This is a genomic window from Novosphingobium sp. HR1a, assembly GCF_015594425.1.
Classification (GTDB): Bacteria; Pseudomonadota; Alphaproteobacteria; order Sphingomonadales; family Sphingomonadaceae; genus Novosphingobium; species Novosphingobium resinovorum_A.
In genome coordinates, this window is the sequence record NZ_JABXWS010000091.1 from 63591 (window position 1) to 80271 (window position 16681).

Annotated in this window: 15 protein-coding genes; 9 read left to right on the plus strand and 6 right to left on the minus strand. The window is 65.2% G+C overall.

The window, feature by feature from the left end; translation table 11 throughout:
* Positions 1–53 precede the first annotated feature (53 nt).
* Positions 54–878 (plus strand): oxidoreductase, encoded by an 825-nt coding sequence (locus tag HWN72_RS24200; protein ID WP_008832379.1) that lies wholly within the window; start codon positions 54–56, stop codon positions 876–878.
* 282 nt (positions 879–1160) lie between these two features.
* Complete coding sequence (locus tag HWN72_RS24205; protein ID WP_081798960.1) at positions 1161–1679, plus strand: energy transducer TonB; 519 nt, start codon at positions 1161–1163, stop codon at positions 1677–1679.
* A 57-nt stretch (positions 1680–1736) separates the two neighbouring features.
* On the opposite strand, the gene HWN72_RS24210 is transcribed toward HWN72_RS24205, so the two are convergent.
* The 3 genes from HWN72_RS24210 to HWN72_RS24220 all read right to left on the minus strand — a co-directional run bounded on the left by HWN72_RS24210 (position 1737) and on the right by HWN72_RS24220 (position 5872).
* Complete coding sequence (locus tag HWN72_RS24210) at positions 1737–4043, minus strand: acetamidase/formamidase family protein (protein WP_008832381.1); 2307 nt, start codon at positions 4041–4043, stop codon at positions 1737–1739.
* 40 nt (positions 4044–4083) lie between these two features.
* Positions 4084–5277 carry an aromatic ring-hydroxylating dioxygenase subunit alpha gene (locus HWN72_RS24215; protein WP_008832382.1) on the minus strand — a complete coding sequence of 398 codons (1194 nt, stop codon included), beginning with the start codon at positions 5275–5277 and terminating at the stop codon, positions 4084–4086.
* Positions 5278–5386: 109 nt separating this feature from the next.
* Positions 5387–5872, minus strand: coding sequence for a VOC family protein (locus tag HWN72_RS24220; RefSeq protein WP_008832383.1), 486 nt, complete (start codon positions 5870–5872; stop codon positions 5387–5389).
* 355 nt (positions 5873–6227) lie between these two features.
* On the opposite strand from HWN72_RS24220, the gene HWN72_RS24225 reads away from it, so the two are divergent.
* Positions 6228–7319 (plus strand): acetamidase/formamidase family protein, encoded by a 1092-nt coding sequence (locus HWN72_RS24225; protein WP_008832384.1) that lies wholly within the window; start codon positions 6228–6230, stop codon positions 7317–7319.
* Between the two features lie 256 nt (positions 7320–7575).
* The gene (locus HWN72_RS24230) at positions 7576–8451 is read left to right on the plus strand and encodes a hypothetical protein (protein ID WP_008832385.1); all 876 of its coding nucleotides are present in this window, start codon (positions 7576–7578) and stop codon (positions 8449–8451) included.
* A 3-nt stretch (positions 8452–8454) separates the two neighbouring features.
* Here HWN72_RS24230 and HWN72_RS24235 read toward each other — a convergent pair whose 3' ends face one another.
* Positions 8455–9714 carry an MFS transporter gene (locus HWN72_RS24235; protein ID WP_008832386.1) on the minus strand — a complete coding sequence of 420 codons (1260 nt, stop codon included), beginning with the start codon at positions 9712–9714 and terminating at the stop codon, positions 8455–8457.
* A 200-nt stretch (positions 9715–9914) separates the two neighbouring features.
* On the opposite strand from HWN72_RS24235, the gene HWN72_RS24240 reads away from it, so the two are divergent.
* The 5 genes from HWN72_RS24240 to HWN72_RS24260 all read left to right on the plus strand — a co-directional run bounded on the left by HWN72_RS24240 (position 9915) and on the right by HWN72_RS24260 (position 14043).
* Positions 9915–10754: a class III extradiol ring-cleavage dioxygenase gene (locus HWN72_RS24240; protein WP_008832387.1), complete on the plus strand. Its 840-nt coding sequence runs from the start codon at positions 9915–9917 to the stop codon at positions 10752–10754.
* Between the two features lie 69 nt (positions 10755–10823).
* Entirely contained in the window at positions 10824–11030 is a 207-nt protein-coding gene (locus HWN72_RS24245) for a hypothetical protein (protein WP_008832388.1), read from the plus strand.
* Positions 11031–11032: 2 nt separating this feature from the next.
* Positions 11033–12379, plus strand: a complete 1347-nt coding sequence (locus HWN72_RS24250; protein ID WP_008832389.1) for an AtzE family amidohydrolase — start codon at positions 11033–11035, stop codon at positions 12377–12379.
* Between the two features lie 190 nt (positions 12380–12569).
* Positions 12570–13559 (plus strand): sterol desaturase family protein, encoded by a 990-nt coding sequence (locus tag HWN72_RS24255; RefSeq protein WP_211151594.1) that lies wholly within the window; start codon positions 12570–12572, stop codon positions 13557–13559.
* A 13-nt stretch (positions 13560–13572) separates the two neighbouring features.
* Positions 13573–14043 (plus strand): hypothetical protein, encoded by a 471-nt coding sequence (locus tag HWN72_RS24260; protein WP_008832391.1) that lies wholly within the window; start codon positions 13573–13575, stop codon positions 14041–14043.
* Between the two features lie 6 nt (positions 14044–14049).
* Here HWN72_RS24260 and HWN72_RS24265 read toward each other — a convergent pair whose 3' ends face one another.
* The gene (locus HWN72_RS24265) at positions 14050–14661 is read right to left on the minus strand and encodes an OmpA family protein (protein WP_008832392.1); all 612 of its coding nucleotides are present in this window, start codon (positions 14659–14661) and stop codon (positions 14050–14052) included.
* The gene (locus HWN72_RS24270) at positions 14658–16493 is read right to left on the minus strand and encodes a sodium:proton antiporter (protein ID WP_008832393.1); all 1836 of its coding nucleotides are present in this window, start codon (positions 16491–16493) and stop codon (positions 14658–14660) included. The genes HWN72_RS24265 and HWN72_RS24270 overlap by 4 nt, the downstream gene beginning before the upstream one ends.
* Positions 16494–16681 lie beyond the last annotated feature (188 nt).

Sequence of the window (16681 nt, forward strand, 5' to 3'; positions counted from 1 at the left end):
ATGCGTCGGCCTGCTCGCGCTAGGTGCGCCGGGTATTCGTGAGGGAGTTCGACATGAGCAACTGGTTCATCACCGGCGTCAGCACCGGGCTCGGCCGCGCCATTGCGCAAGCCGCGCTGGACGCCGGGCATACCGTCGTCGGCACGGTGCGCAACGCCGATGCCGTCGCCGCCTTCGAGGCGATGGGGGAGAGGGCCATCGGCATGGTCCTCGACGTGACGGACCTCGGCGCGGTGAAGGCGGTGTTCGATGCGGCCGAGGAGCGCACCGGCGGCCTCGACGTGGTCGTGAACAACGCAGGCCTCGGCTATACCGGGGCCATCGAGGAAACGCCGATCGATGACGCGAAGGCGCTGTTCGACGTCAACGTCTGGGGGGCGCTGGCAGTGATTCAGGCGGCGCTGCCGTACCTGCGGGCGCGAAAGTCCGGCCATATCGTCAATGTCGGGTCTATCAGCGGCATGGCCTGCTGGAACGGCACCGGTATCTACGGCGCCAGCAAGTTCGCGCTCGACTGCATCGGGCGCACGCTGGCGCAGGAGGTGGGGCCGCTCGGCATCAAGGTGACCAACGTAGCTCCAGGGGGCATGCGCACCGAGTTCGCCGCCTCGCGGCTGCTGGGGGCCGAGCCCTCGATCGCCGACTATGCCGGGACTGCGCACGTCGCGCGGCAGGTACTGACCGGCCATCATGGCGAGGAACCGAGCGATCCGATGATGATTGCGCAAGCGATTGTGACGGCCATCGCCGCGCCGGAGCCGCCGCTGGTGTTGCTGCTGGGAGAGGATGCCTTGGGCTACGCCAAAGGGGAGTTCGCGATGCTCCAAGGGCAATTCGACACCTGGATGCATCTGACGACGGCAGTGGCTGCAAAATAATCTCGGATGAGGGCGTTTCTGACAAACCCTTGGCATGCACATGAAACCATGGCGATTTTGATGCTGGCGCTCGGCATATGCAGCAATGTCGAGGCAAAGTAATCTACACTAATTCGCGTTATGTGATCTGGTCGACTCTCAGCGTGCGTATTTTGATTTAATATTGACCCAGGGTTCGCGCAATAAACGAGTCGTTTTTCATGAAAATATGTAAAATTGCGTCTTGCGCGTCATATATTGCTTGTCTGAGGTCGATGTGAGACGCATTGGGAGGGTACTCCAATGAACAGGCAGAAGTTTGTTGCAGCCGCTGTCGTGGGTCTTACTTTGTGCGTAGCGCCGAGTGGCGGCCGGGCAGAAACCGCGACCGATACGCTTTCCGTCATTGCGCCGCCGAGCGTCCAGAACTGGTCGGAGAACGTGTTCCGACAATTCGAGCGTAAGGTCAGGTATCCGGCTCCGATGGGCACGATGCCGGCCAGCGAAGGCATCGTCGCCGTCAAGTTCAATTGCAGCGAAGACGGCGTGCCTTCACAAGTCCAACTCTACAAGACTTCGGGTCACGGCGACCTCGACCGCGCAACGGTGCGCGCGGTGGAGCGCATCGCCACGCTTCACCCGCTGCCGCGCGGGGTGGGGCATGACCAACAGTATATCGTGCGCGTTCTCTTCGCCAATTCGGAGGGTTATGCGCAAAGGAACATGACCCGGCTGCGCGAGGATGCTGCCCGCAGCAATGCATGGGTCGGCCGCAGCGGGGCGACCACGGCGATGCTCGAACTCGTCCCCCCGAAAGGCTGACGCCGCGCGCCCCCGCCTCGACCGTGCGCCTGCCCATGCGGGCGCACGGTCGCTGCTTCAGGCGGCGAACAGGCTTTTGCGGATCACCGCATGCACGCCCCAGTTGCCGTTGGCGACCTGGCTGATCCCGAAATCCACCCCCACCGAGAGCAGCGAGATCGCCTCGTCCTCGGTCAGATCGCGCAAGGTCATCAGGAACCGCCGCGCTTTGCGGAACGCATCGCGCATCGCGGCATCGATCGACGATTGCTTGTAGACCTCGCTTTGTGCGTTCGCGCCCAGTTCCTTGAGGTATTCCGGGTGCGAGAAGCCCAGGATCACCCATTCGTCCTTGGTTTCGATCAGCGGATAATCGATGTCGCGGATGTACTTGCGGCTGGTCTTGGCGGGGTGGAGTATCACCTGGATCACCGCCGTCATCGAGCATTCGATGGCGGTGCCGCACAGTTCGCTGTCGCCCTGGCTGGCATGGGGATCGCCCATCGACAGCAGCCCGCCTGGCACCCCCACCGGCAGGAAGCAGCTCGATCCCGCCCCCAGCCGCCAGTTGTCGATATTGCCGCCGAAGTTGGCGGGCGGCACCGAATCGATCAGTTCCGAATGTGCGGGCGCCAGCGCGATCACGCCGAAGTGCGGGCGCACCGGGATCGTCACGTCGCGCAGCACGTCGAAGTTGCGGGTGATGGTCTCGGGATCGACCGGCACGCCGGGATAGTCGTAGCGCTCGTGGACCACGCCCGAAGGGTCGGTCTGCGGGGTCCAGCGATAGGAGTAGACCGCCTGCGCGGTGGCGCCGCCGGGCTCGTTGTCGATCTCGTAGATCGTCACGACCTCGCGCTGCTTGGGCTCGGTCAGGAGGTCATTGTAGTGATAGCCCCAGTAGGCCGCGACGTTGGAGCCGAAGGCGCGCCCGGCGAACAGCGGGTTCTGGCTGGGGCGGTTCTCCATGTCGAGGATGCGGACCTCGATCACGTCGCCGGGGCGGGCGCCCTCGACCGCGATCGGCCCGGTGCAGATGTGGACGCCGAAACCCTCGCCGGGGCCGCGACCCAGGGCCGAGGCGTCGAACGGCCCGGCGCCGCGCCGTTCCACCGCCTTGCCGTCGGTGGTCCAGTGGAACACCGCCTCGGCGCCCGCATCGCCCTCGATCATGCGCTCGGCATCGTCGTTGGCGTGGTGGGTCAGCGTTTCGATCGTGACGTAGTCGCCCGAGCGGACTTCGAGCGCGGGTTGCAGCGAGCGGCTGAAATAGCCCCAGTGGATAGTGTCGGGCCGCGCGGGCAGAAAGTGGTGGCGGCGCGATCTTGCGGCATCGTCGAGGCTGGGTAGTCCGCTGAGGACGCTGGGCGGCTCGCGGTTGTCCATGCGCACGTCGCGCGCTTTTTCGGGCCGTCCGCGGCGCGGAGTTTCGGCCGCGCTCGTCGCGATCTCGGGGGACTTGCGATACTCGCGCGGGCTCATCCCGTACTGCTCGCGGAAGGCGCGGGAGAACGAGGCGCTGTCGTTGAAGCCCCACTGGAACAGGATTTCCGAGATCGAGCGCTGCGCATGGAGCGGGCTGCCGAGATCGAGGCGGCAGCGCTCCAGCCTGCGCAGCTTCACGTAATGGCCGAAGCTTTCGCCGTGGCTCTCGAACAGCTTCTGCAGGTAGCGCGGCGAGATGTTGTGCTCGGCGGCGATCTGGTGGGTGTTGAGGTTGGGGTCGGACAGCCGCATCTCGATCGACTGGAACACCCGCTCCAGGATCGCCGCGCGCCCGCCCGCCGCGCCGCCCAATTGCTTGGCGGGCGCGCGGTCGAGCAGGGTGGCGGCGATCATCTCGGGCAGGGCCAGTTCGACCGGGCGGATCTGGTCGTCTGATATGTCGAGGATGGTGTCGGCCACGGTGCGCAGCAGGCTCGACATCATGCGACCCACGGCGGTGTCGGCGATGAGGTCGCTGATCTCGGTCGGCAGCTGCGAGCGGGATTTGAGCGCGGGCAGGCTGTGCGGCACCTTGACGATGAGCAGGCGGAAATCGCCTTCCATGGCGATGCGGCAGCGGGTGTCGCCGCCGCCGTAGACCATGTCGCCCTCGCCGATTTCCACTTCGCGGTCTCCGCTGCTGGCGGCAATGCGCCCTTCGAGCAGGAGGACGAGCCAGAAACAGCGCGCCTCCTGCCGGAAGTCGAGGGTCATCGCCTGCGCGGTGCCGGTGCAGCGGACGAACTGGATCTTCTGCCCGCTGGTGAAGCTGACGAGGTCTCCGTAGATGTCCTCGTTCTCGGATTCCAGTTCCAGCGACACGCGCTGCAATGCGAAACGCCACGCCTGCAATCGCTGGTCGTGGGGATAAGCATTGGTGGTCAAGCGCACGCCGGTCATGCCGGAATTATCCTTGTTGTGTAACCCTGTAGGGGGCAGCCTAACTCACTGTTTCCAATCCCGCCAGACGCTTGTGTGCAGCGCGGTAACGGTGGACCAGCCACTTGTTGAACTGGCCCTGCGCACCTTCCTGCCACGAATAGCGGCCGCGCGGGGCGAAGCGCGAGCGCAGGCCCTTCTGCACCAGTTCGTCGACGTGGAAATCCTGCGCGATGATGTGTGCGGTGGCGCGCATGTTCATGTCGAGCTTGTGGTCGAACGTAGGGTCCTTCATCGCGCCGGGGGCGAACAGCAGGCCGGTGTCCATTTCCAGCGATTCCGGGCCGTCGGGCCGCAGGATCAGGTAGATCACCATGTCGCTCATCATGATGAGGCTGAGCGAGGGCGGCACGTTGGCGAAGGTCATCCGGTTGCGCATTTCATCCGAAAGGCCCGGGAAGATCGGCAGCACCGCGCGCTGCGTGGCGTTGAAGCTGGCGTCGGGGTGGAGCGTGCCGTTGAAGCGCAGGAACCCGGCGTCCTCGGGTTCGGAATGCGGGAACTCGGCCTTGCCGGACGGCACGAAGTCATGCAGCGGCCCGGCGTGGAGACGGCTGGCGTGGTAACCGTCGTTGTTGTTCTCGAACATCACCTTCCAGTTCCACGGGAGCCTGGCGCCCTCATCGGGCTTCGGACCCTCGGCAGAGGCGAGGTCGTAGCCCGCGATCGCCTCGGCCACCCCGATCAGGCGGGGGGCGAGGGGCGCGGCGTTCTCGTCGAAGTTGATGAAGACGAAGCCGTTCCAGATCTCGACCGCGAAGCGCGGCAGGCTGTTCGCCTTGCGGTCGAAATTGCAGGTCTTGTTCATCGCCGGGGCCGCCACCAGCGTGCCGTCGAGCGAGTAGCTCCAGTGGTGGTAGGGACACAGGAACCCGCGTGCGTTGCCGCTGCCCTCGGCCACCAGCATCGCGCGGTGCTGGCACACCGCCGACATCGCCCGCACCTGCCCTTCGAGGGTGCGCGAGACGATGATCGGCTCGTTGATGGTGCGGGTGGTGAAGTAATCGCCCGGCTTCGGGATCCAGTCCTCGCGCCCGACGCACTGCCACTCGGCGTAATAGAGCGCGTCCTTCTCGAATTCGTAGAAGTCTTGAGAGGTGTAGCACGAGGGCGGCAGCGTGACCGCGTCCTCGAGGTTCACGGCCGAGGCGGAGAGGGATTCGATGAAGTCGTCCGTCATGGTTGGCGCGGGCATGGTGACCATCCTGAGTGCTGTTATGGGTACGCTAGGTGCCGTTGAGTGCCGTCAGGTGCATTTGTGCATGCGGCACCTGCGAAGGCAATATTGCATTTGCGAGAAAGGCTTACTCGTGGGTGTAATCGTCTGGAATCCTGGGAGGATCTCCGGCCTTGCCCCAGAGCAGGATCTCGTTGCCCCAGGGATCGCGGAAGCAGTGGTTGAGGCCGTTGAAAGTACCCCAGAAGTGGTTGCGCCACAGCACCGTGGCACCGCGCTCCTCGGCGGCGGAAAGGATGCGTTCGGGGGTGTCGTCGTCGCTGATGAGCACCCAGATGCGCGGTTTCCGGCCCTCCTTGGCGATTTCGCGCGGGGCGATGCCTTCGGCGTCCGGGTGCGGGCGGGCGTTGGCGGGGTCGAAGATGCCGACATGCAGGTTGCCGATCTGGCTGTCGGTGCCGTCGGGATTGGGGAACATGCCGCCCGGCACCATGCGGTGATAGACGCCCTCGGGCTTATGATCGTCGCGCCAGCCGAAGACTTCGGCGTAGAAGCGCCCGGCGGCGGCCGGATCGTCGGCGGGCAGGTCTACGAAGATGAGCGTGTTGGGCATGGGGTTTGGGCTTCCTTCTCGTGTGCCTCACGGTCTGCGCCAGATGCGCGCGCGGCTCTTGGCGGCAAGCGTCCGGTTTGTTGACGCGAGGTGGGCGGGCGTGTGGCGCGGGGGCTTCGACAGGCTCAGCCTGAGCGGAATTGGAGGTTTCCTCCGAATTCACTCTCCCGGAGCGGAGTCGGGAGGCTTACCCCCAACCCCGCTCACCCTGAGCTTGTCGAAGGGGCAGGCGCGGCCTCTCGCAGCCCCCGCAGTTCACCGCGCTGCCAACTACCAGTGCGCTGACGGCCAAGACCCTTTTCGTCCCTCGGGAGAGAGTGAAGCGGTCGATCCTCCACTCTACAAAGGACACTGCATGGCTTCGGTCACCACTCTGACATCGGCGAAGGCGGACACGCGGCCCTCGGCGATCTGGCATCTCAAGGCCACGCCGGAGACGATCCACTGGGGCTACTTCTCGCCCGAGATCAAGCCGGCGCTCAGGATCAAAAGTGGCGATCTGGTGCAGGCCGAGGCGATCACGCACCATGCAGGCGATGCGCCCGAACTGATGTTCGACGAAGGCGTGGAGCGCATCTTCCGCGAGGTCGATCCCGCCAGCCGCGCGCCCGGCGTCCACATCATGACAGGCCCGATCTACATCGAGGACGCCGAGCCGGGCGACATGATCGAGGTGCGCTATCTGCAGATGACGCCGCGCAACAACTACGGCTCCAACCTCGCGGCGAACTGGGGGCATCTGTATGAGGAGTTCGGCAGGAAGGAGCGGGTGACGATCTACGAGCTGGACCCCAGCGCGAACACCGCCCACGCCCTTTATGCCTACGATTTCCCGGGCGAATACCTCGTCCCCGGCACCATCACCAACTGCCCGGTGTGCGACCGGCACCCGGCGCTGCCCGGCATCACCATCCCCGCCCGTCCGCATCTGGGCACGGCGGGCGTGGCGCCGGCGGTGGATGCGCCGGTCTCGACCATCCCGCCGGGGCTGCATGGCGGCAACATCGACAACTGGCGCATCGGCGCGGGCTCGACGATGTTCTACAAGTGCCAGGTCAAGGGCGGGCTGTTCTCGATCGGCGACCCCCACGTCAGCCAGGGTGACGGCGAGATCAGTGGCACCGCGATCGAGGCGTCGCTCGACTGCCTGTTCCAGATCATCCTGCGCAAGGACTTTTCCTTCCCATCTCCATTGCTGGAGACGCCCGAGAACTGGATCGTCCACGGCTTCGGCGAGGATCTCGACCAGGCGATGAAGAACTGTTCGATGGACATGCTCCACCTGCTCCACGAACAGCAGGGGCTGAGCAAAGAGGACGCCTATTCGCTGATGAGCGTGGCGGCCGATTTCGGCGTGACGCAAGTGGTGGACGGCACGCTGGGCGTCCACGCACGCATCGAGCGGCGCATCTTCCCGGGCAAGGGCACCGTCATCGACCCGACCTGAAGATACGTGGCCAAGGACTCTGAAATACTACGAAATTGTTCCGTTGCCTTTCGGCTCCATCGGGGTATCCGACCGAGGCGACCCGAAGGACGGAACTTATCCGCCTTTCAGCCTGACCCGGGGCCTTATCGGCCACCGGGTCATTTTTTTGCCATCGCTGCTTGAACGGCTACGAAAATCCGTAAAATCCACTAGCTTATCGTTAACGAAGCCTCGCCGCGGCTTCGTCGGGGGCTGTTGCGGCGACGAGGGGCTGATGGACACGAACTGGAGGGCCGGTAGTGCCGGCGATACGCATATCTCGATCGCGCAAGTACGCGCGCATCCGCGCTTCGAGGATGCCAAGGTGCTGCTCATCGACGGGCTGGCAGGCCTTTACATTGACGACGCTCGGCTGCGCACGCTTATCGAATACGAGAAGGGGGTTACGTTCATGCTGATCGCCTCGCTCGACGCGCTGCGCGATCCCGACGATCCGGCGGGCGGTGTATCGATGCAGGTGCTGAACGAAGTGCTGCCCAACATGGGTATAGCACCCGGCAGGCGGATCGCCGATCTCGTTGCCAACTTGCGCCGGGACCTGCTGCTGAATGTCGTGCCTGACCCCAGGGATCGCCGAGCCCGGCTGCTGCGCGCCACCGAGCGCGGGGTCGCGGCCGATTGCGAATGGCTGGGGGTATTCCACGCACCGCTCGCGCTGCTGCGTCCGGAGGTCGATTACCGTCCGGTGCTGGAACGACGGACAAGTTACCAGAAGGCCTTCCGCATCGCCGGGCTAAGAACGCTCGAGATCGCCAACGAGATCATGAGCGCCAACCCGCCGATGGACTATTTCGTGCAGGAGGCAGTGGGCTTTCGGGTGCTGATGATCCTGATGCAGTCCGTACGCGGCAATCCGGACAATCGCACGGCGCCGGGCTTCTATTCGCGGGCCGGCGGGCAGGGCGGTGTCTCGCGCACCCATGTCCGCAACGTGCTCAAGGGTGCGGCGGAGCGTGGTTTCGTCACGCTGTCCGAGCGGCCGGGGGACTATGTGGAACTGTCCCAGACACTCATCGACGCTTTCGACCGATGGGTGGGGGAGAGCCTGTCGTCGATCGATCGGGTCCGTACGCTCAGCGGGCATCCCTGAGCATCAACCTGCCGCCATTGCGAGATCTCCGGAGGCAACGGGCTTGACCGGACGTACGCGGGTGCGCCCGTCGGCACCGATGCCAGGGAGGAAGAACAGCAGGGCCATTCCCGCTCCCAGCACCACGATGATCGCCAGTGCAGCCTCGTTATAGGAGCCAGTGGCCCCGTAGCTGAGATCCATCGCCGCCGGGGTCAGTCCCTGTGCCAGGATGACGGCGGCGTAGAGCACCGCGTTGATCGATCCGAAATGCCTGAGGCCGAAGTAGCGCGAGCAGAAGTAGGGCAACGCCGCATATTCCGCGCCCATGCCGATACCGAGCAGGACGCCTGCGGCGGTGGCGGCAAGACCGCCCTGTCCGAACTGCAGAAGCCCAAGACCCGCCATGGCGGCGGCATACATCGGCACGATCAGCAGCGGCGTGCGCAGCTTGTCCAGCATTCCGCCGGTCACCACCTGCCACGCCGCCGTGACAAGCGCGAAAGTCGCGACAACGCCGGTCGCCTGGCCAAGGCCGAAGCCGCGATCGGTCATCATCGGCACGACATGGGTGAACACCGCCGTCATGCCTCCCGCGCCGCTCGCAACGGCGAGCAACAGCAGCCAGAAGCGGCGGGTCGATGCCGCCTCGCGCAACGTCATGCCCTCGAACACGCGCTCGGGTTCATCGTCCTTGCGGGAGACGTGGCCGGGCGTGTCGTGCAGCCAGAACCACATGATCGGAAAGCCCAGCAGCAGAACGATCGCGCCGATCGCGCCGTACGTCGCGCGCCACCCGATCAGCGGCAGCAGGATGCCTGCCACTACCGGCATCAAGGTCGCGCCGACGCCGTTGCCGATCCCGGCAGTCACCCCCAGCATCAGCCCGCGCCGGGCGTCGAACCAGTTCGACACGATCTTGGCGATCATCGGCGAGGCGCATGTCGCGCCCGCCAGCCCGATGAGACCGTACTGGAGGTAGAACAGCCAGAGGCTGCCGCTCGTCTGCGACAGGCTGGCCACCAGCAGCGCGAGGGCCACGTTGCCTCCCATGATCATGGGTCGTGCTCCGACACGGTCCATGGTGCGCCCGATCAACGGATAGCTTGCCGCCGCGATGATCGCGATTAGGCCCAGCACGCCCGACACCGCCGCGCGCGACCAGCCCAGGTCCTGCGAGATCGGCACCAGGAACGTCCCGAAGGTCGCGCTGATCGCGGCAGTGAGGCACACGAGGTTGCCGGTAGTGGCAGCGATCGCAAGGCGGGTAGAAGCGCTCGGCATGGGCAGGTCTCCGGTTCCGATTGCCGGAGTAAAGGCCCGCCGCGCGCCGATCCCAAGTGTTTATAGGTGCGCCGCAACAATTCCTTCGCGCGCCGTCAACTATGGGTCCTTGCACGAGAGCGCGCTCGACCCGACTTTGCACCCAGCGACCCGTGGGGTCGAAAATTGCCCGCGAGATCAACCAGGGACGATTCGCCAAGATGAATGCTCAGACGGCCGACATGACGGTTTCCTCGACGCAGATGCCCACCTTTTTCATTCCGCATGGAGGCGGTCCGTGCTTCTTCATGGACTGGTCGGTGATGGGCGGCCCCGCCGACACGTGGGACAAGACCGAGGCGTGGCTGCGCGCGCTCGTCTCGACACTCCCGGAAAAGCCGAAGGGTATCGTCGTGATCTCGGGCCATTGGGAGGAGTCGGCATTCACCGCATCTACCGCGGTAGAGCCGGGGATGATCTACGATTACTACGGATTCCCGCCGCATACTTACGAGCTGAAATACCCGGCGCCGGGCTCCCCCGCGCTGGCGGAGCGCGTCGTGGAACTGCTGAAGGGTGCGGGCCTGCCCGCCCGCACCGATCCCGCCCGCGGCTTCGATCACGGTGTATTCGTACCCTTCCTGCTGGTCGATCCGGACGCTACGATCCCGGTCGTGCCGCTTTCGCTCAAGGCGGACCTCGATCCCGCCGAGCATATCGCCGCAGGCAAGGCGTTGGAGCCGCTGCGCGAGGAGGGCGTGCTGATCGTCGGCTCGGGCATGAGCTACCACAACATGCGCGGCTTCCGGACACCTGCGGCGACCCGCCCCTCGGCGGTGTTCGACCAATGGCTGACGGGAGCGGTCGAAGCCACGCCCAAAGAGCGTGAAACGTTGCTTTCTCACTGGGCCGAGGCGCCTGCGGGCCGCCAGTCGCACCCGCGCGAGGAGCATCTGCTGCCGCTGATGGTAGCGGCCGGGGCGGGTGGGGTCTCGGCCGGACGCAAGGTGTTCGGTGACAACGTCATGATGGCGGACATCTCGGCCTATCGGTTCGGGTAAAGGCCCCCTTGCCGCTAGATCGCAAGACTGTAAGGGTGGCCCTTCGATCGATGGCGAGCGAGGGAGATCATGCTGGTGGCCGAAACGAGCGGAAAAGCGGCACCTCCGAGCGAGGGCAGCCTGCGCACACGCATGGCCGAGGCGGGCGTTTCCGCTCCTGACGAGTGCTTGCCGGGCGTCCTGTCCAACCTGATCGTCCTGCAGGACCACGTCGCCACCTTGCGCGCCTTTGCGCTCGATCCGCGCAGTGCCAGCGCCATGCGGTTCGAGGCTTGAGCATGTCCCTCGCGCCGTCATCCGCTATCGTCATGGCCGCCAGGGTGCGCGGCGGCGAAATTTCGGCCGTGCAACTGGCGACGAAGGCTTTCGACAAGGCCGAGCAACTCGGCGGCGAGCGTAGCGGTTTCACGCGGCTGCTGCGCCGGCGTGCGCTGGCGCGGGCGGCGGCGGTCGACAAGCTGGTCGAGGCTGGGCTCGATCCCGGCCCACTGGCAGGCGTGCCCTTCGGCGTGGCGGACCTGTTCGACGTGGCCGGAGAGATCACCACCGCAGGGTCGCGCACACGGCGCAATGCGGCGTTCGCCAGCCGTGACTCCAAGGCGATCGCGCTGCTCGAAGCAGCGGGCGCGGTGCTTGTCGGCACGCAGAACATGGACGAATTCGGCTACGGCTTCGTCACCATGAATGCCGAGTACGGCACGACGCGCAACCCCCACGATCCTTCGCGCGTCGCGGGCGGCGCGGCGGGCGGTTCGGCAGTGGCGGTGGCTACTGGCGTGGTCCCGCTCAGCCTTGCTTTCGACACCAATGGATCGCTGCGCGTGCCTGCGGGGCTGACCGGGGTAATCGGCCTCAAGCCCACTTACGGCGACCTACCGCGCGAAGGCATGTATCCTTTCGTGGAGAGCCTCGATGTCGTGGGCGTGCTCGGCCGCGATCTCGATGACGTGGCGCTGGTCCGCACGATCCTGCGCGAAGGCGCACCCGAGCGGCAGGAGCCCCTGCGCGGCGAGATTTCCTTCGGCCGCTTGATGAGTTGGTTCGACGACAACATTTCCGAAGAGATGCGCGGACCGCTCGATGCGTTCTGGAGCCGCCTCGGCCGCATCAGCTTCGAACTGCCCCATTCCGAGATTGCCCGCGCCGCCGCCTCGGTCATTATCGCGGCCGAGGGTGCCAGCCTGCACCGCCCCGCGCTGGAGGCCGACCCGATGCAATTCGAGCCCCCGGTGCGCGATCGCATGCTGGCAGGTCTGCTATTGCCGAGCGACGATTACCTTGCCGCGCAGCGTTTCCGGAGCTGGATTCAGGCGCGCCTGCGCCGCCAGTTCGAGCTGGCCGACGTCCTCTTCACCCCCGCCGCGCCGGGCTTCGCACCGACCATTGCCGATCCGGTGATGACGTTCGAGGGCAAGACGATCCCGGCTCGCAGCCACCTTGGCATCTACACGCAGCCGATCAGCCTGATGGGGCTGCCCGCGCTGGTGCTGCCGCTAGCGGGCGACTTCGCTATGCCGCTGGGCATCCAGTTGATCAGCGCGGCCGGACATGAGCCACTGCTCTTTCGCGCGGCGCGGCAGTTGATCGACAAGGGCCTTTGTGCGGTGCCGCTCCCGCCCGAGTGATGGCCAGCGCAAAGGGCGATGCGCGGGGCCGGAGCCCACTTGTATAGCGGAAGACGGCAGAAATCCGGATTTCGTGACATTATTTTTGCAGTGCACAAAGAGGGAATGGACAGCCGCAAAGGTTTGGTATTACCATATCAAAGTTTAGTATTACCGATGTGGGTGGTCGGGTATTACGAGGGCGGGTGATATGGACGGAGTTCGCGTAGGCAAGAGGCTGATCGGCACGCAGTCGCCGGTCACGGTGGGCTGGGAAAACATCCCGCGCGTAGAGGGCAGCCCGGTGAAACAGTTCGTCTTCACTTGGTTTCAGCCTGCAGTGCTGATCGCGTTGGTGACCTTCTGGCTCTGCGCACCCGATTCCATCGCCAAGGCCTCGACCGCGATCGGCATCGGGATCGGTTTTAAGGCGCTGCTTTATTGCCTCGAATGGGTGAACCCGCGCCACGATAGCTGGCGGCTTACATGGAAGGAACTGGTCACCGACCTGTTCTACGTCGGCATCAGCTATACGCTGGTCAAGTATGCCGGCAAGCACATCGGCAGCGACGCCATGGTCGGGGCCATCCAGCATGCTTTCGACTGGGAGAAATTCGCCTATTTCAAGGAGATGCCCCTGCTTTTTCAGGCGTTCCTGATCTCGTTCATCTTCGATTTCGGGCAATACTGGATGCATCGCGGCATGCACAACTGGTATCCGCTATGGCTCACCCATTCGGTCCATCACTACATCACGCAGCTCAACATCAACAAGGGCGCGGTCGGCAATCCGGTCGAGCTGTTCCTGATCGGGCTCGGCATCGGCGGGTTCTTCGATTTCCTGCCGCGCGCGGCGCTGCTGGCCGGAGCGATCGGCATGGCGGTCGGCACGTACCAGCACATCAACGTGCGCTTCAACACCCCCCGGCTGTGGCGCTTCCTGTTCAACACCACCGAGCACCACAGCGTCCACCACTCGCAGGACTTCGAGGCGAGCCGCAGCAACTACGCGGGCACCTACATTTTCATCGACCGCATGTTCGGCACTTGCGTCGATGGCGAAGCGGAACTCCTCGGCATGGAAGGCGGCCGCCGCATGTCGATCCGCGAGCAGATGACCTACCCCTTCACCGAAGCCTGGAGGACCACGAAGTCCACCATTCAGGCTCGCTTCCAGCCCGCCGCCGTCCCGGCCGAATAAGGGAGACTTTCGCGTGGACCTTCCCTTCATAGACCGGATCTGGCGTGTTCGGGGATCCTTAGCGCTCGATGTGCGGCGTGCGCCCCGGGACGTCTTCGCCCGCCTCGATCACTTGTTTCGCGCGGTCGGCACGACCTTCCGCATCGATGGCGACACATTGGCCTTCAGCAAGAAGGACCCGATCGCGCAGGACCGGATGGCCATATTCAACCACGGCACGCTGTGGGTGGAGGATGACGGGCAAGGCGCCGAACTGCGCTACGACCTGAACAGCCCGACCCTTCAGTTCTGCTTCTTCCTGCCGTTCCTGTTCCTCGGCATCGCGTGGCTGCTCAAGGAATCGCGCAATCCGGCTTTCGTGTTCGCCGGTATCTTCACGGTGCTCTACGTCGTCGGCCGGATTCTGGAGCCGTGGCTGATCCGATCGGCCTTCCGCAAGAGCCTTGCTGACGTGGACCCTGTCACCGAAATCGCACCGGTCTGACCCGCTTTACTCCGGCTTCGCGGCCGGGGTTTCCTCGGCCTGCGGCGGTGTGGGCAGATCGACCTTGATCTCCACCCGCCGGTTCTTCGCCCGGCCCTCCATATCGTCGGTGCCGTCGAGGTTGCGGTTCGGCGCGATCGGCCGCGCTTCGCCGAGGGCGATCACGGTGATGCGGTCGCGCGGCACGTCCTTCTTCACCAGATAGCCGCGCACGGCCTCGGCCCGGCGGCGCGAGGCGGCGAGGTTCTGCTCATCGGACCCCTTGGAATCGCTGTGACCCCAGATGGTGATCGGGCCGCCAGCCCGGAACGAAGGGTGCGTCATCAGATCGTCGATCATCGCGAGGCCCGCCGCGTCAGGCTCGGAACCCTTGGCGGGGAACGGGACGACGATCGTTTCCGGCTGCAGCACCGGGGTTTCGCTTGGCGCGGGATCAATCTCCGCGCGAATGATCGATTTCTTTACCAACTCCGGCTCGATCGCTTCGGAGGCATCGGCCGCTGCTTCGCTCTGGTCGTCCTGCGGGGCCTTGCCGGGCTGGCAGGCGCTGACGGCAAGCCCGATCGCGGCGGCGGACAGCCAGTGCGCGGCGCCCTTCTGCAATTTGAAGCCTCTCATGCGGTCGCCTCCTTCTTGTGGGGTTGGGCCGGGTTTTCGGGATCGGAATGGCGCGAGGGGCCGTAGGACACCACGATGTCCCCCGCCTGCGGCGTCGGCCTCGACGCATGGGTGAAGAAGCGGATGCGGCCGTCCTTGCGGAGCACGAACAACATATCCGCCTCGTCCGGCAGCGAGGAGCGGGCGTCGGTGAAGTCGAACTGCTCGCTGATCCGCGTCTTGCGGAAGGTCCAGCCCGCCGTCTCGCGCTCCATGATCTCCTCGACGCCGTGTCCGGCGGCGAACATCGCGCGCCCGCGCAGGGCTTCGGGAAGGCTGCGGTGGTCCTCGTCATCGCCGCTGCCGCCCAGCTGGTATACAGCATCGCGGCCGATTTCCGGCGCGAATTCGTTACAAACGAGGGCATTGTAGGCCTCGTTCTCGGTCGTCGCAACGAGCACCTGGAACTGCGTGAGGTCCAGCCGTTCCTCGGTCGTCTCGGCCAGGATCTCGCCGTGATAGGTGGCAATACCCGCCTGTCGCGGTGCGGCGAGGCGCTGCCAGCTGGCGTCGGAAATCATCACCGGCAGGTCGAGCGACTTGAGCTGGCGGGCAAGCGACAGGCTCCACGGTGTGCTGCCGACGATCAGCAGCCCCTTCTGCGGCGCACCCATGACGCCGAGCCAGCGCGCGACGAAGCGGATGCTGAACCCGTGCGCCACGATCGTCGCCACCACCACGGAGAACGACAGCGTGACGAGGATGCTGCCATCGCCATATCCCAGTTGATCGAGACGCAACGCGAACAGGCCCGAGACTGCGACCGCGACGACACCGCGCGGCGCGATCCACGCGACCAGCAACCGCTCGTTCCACGGGATCTTGCTGAAGGCCAGCGCGACCAGCACCGTTGCCGGGCGGACGAGGAACAGCAGCGCGAGGAGGAAGGCGATGAAGCGCCACTCGAACAGGCGCAGCACCTCGAAGTTGAGCGACGCCGACAGGAGCACGAACACGCCCGAAATGAGGAGGACGGTGACGTTCTCCTTGAACGGGTGAATGTCGCGCAGGGAATCGAGGCGCATGTTGGCCACCGCGACGCCCATCACCGTTACGGCGAGCAGGCCGGTCTCCTGCTGGATCAGGTTGGACAGCACGAACGTGCCGATCACCGCCACCAGCAGCACCGGGGCCTTGAGATATTCGGGGACGTGGCCGCGCGGGAAAGCCCAGGCGATCGCGCGCGCCGTGGCATAGCCGATGAGCCCGGCAACCACCGCCGCGCCCAGCAGCGCGGCGACGACCGAGAGCAGGGTGCCGCCTTCGTCGACGCGGCGCAGGTACTCGTAAGTGATGACGGCGCAGAGCGCGCCGAAGGGGTCATTGACGATCGCTTCCCACTTGAGGATCGCGCGCGGGCGCGGGGCGACGTTGCTCTGGCGCAGCAGCGGGATCACCACCGTCGGCCCGGTCACCACGAGGATGCCCGCGAACAGGATCGCGACCGGCCAGACGAGCCCCGCCACATAATAGCAGGCGAGGGTGCCGAGCACCCAGCCCAGCGGGATGCCGATCACCATGAGCCGCGTCACCGCGCCCTCGGTCTTGCGCAATTCGCGGAAATTGAGGCTGAGGCCGCCTTCGAACAGGATGAGCGCCACCGCCACCGAAACCATCGGTTCGAGGAGTTCGCCGAAAGTTCGTTCCGGCACGATCAGCCCGGTCACCGGCCCGGCAAGGACACCGGCGGCGAGCATGAGGGCGATTGCGGGCCAGCCGGTACGCCAGGCGATCCACTGCGCGCCGATCCCGAGAATGCCGATCAGCGCGAAGACAAGGGCTTGTTGCTCCATAGGCAGGGGGTAACCGCTGAACGCCGGAAAGGTAACCGGCGGATGCGGCTTTTACACGGTGCAGCCCGGGCGCGTGGCCATCTCACAGCCAGATCCGCATCCCGAGATGAAGCTGGTGTCTTATCGAAAATCCCGTCTTTGGCGGATTTCCGATCAAGCTTTCAGGCCTTGCTGCATCAATGCTCAAA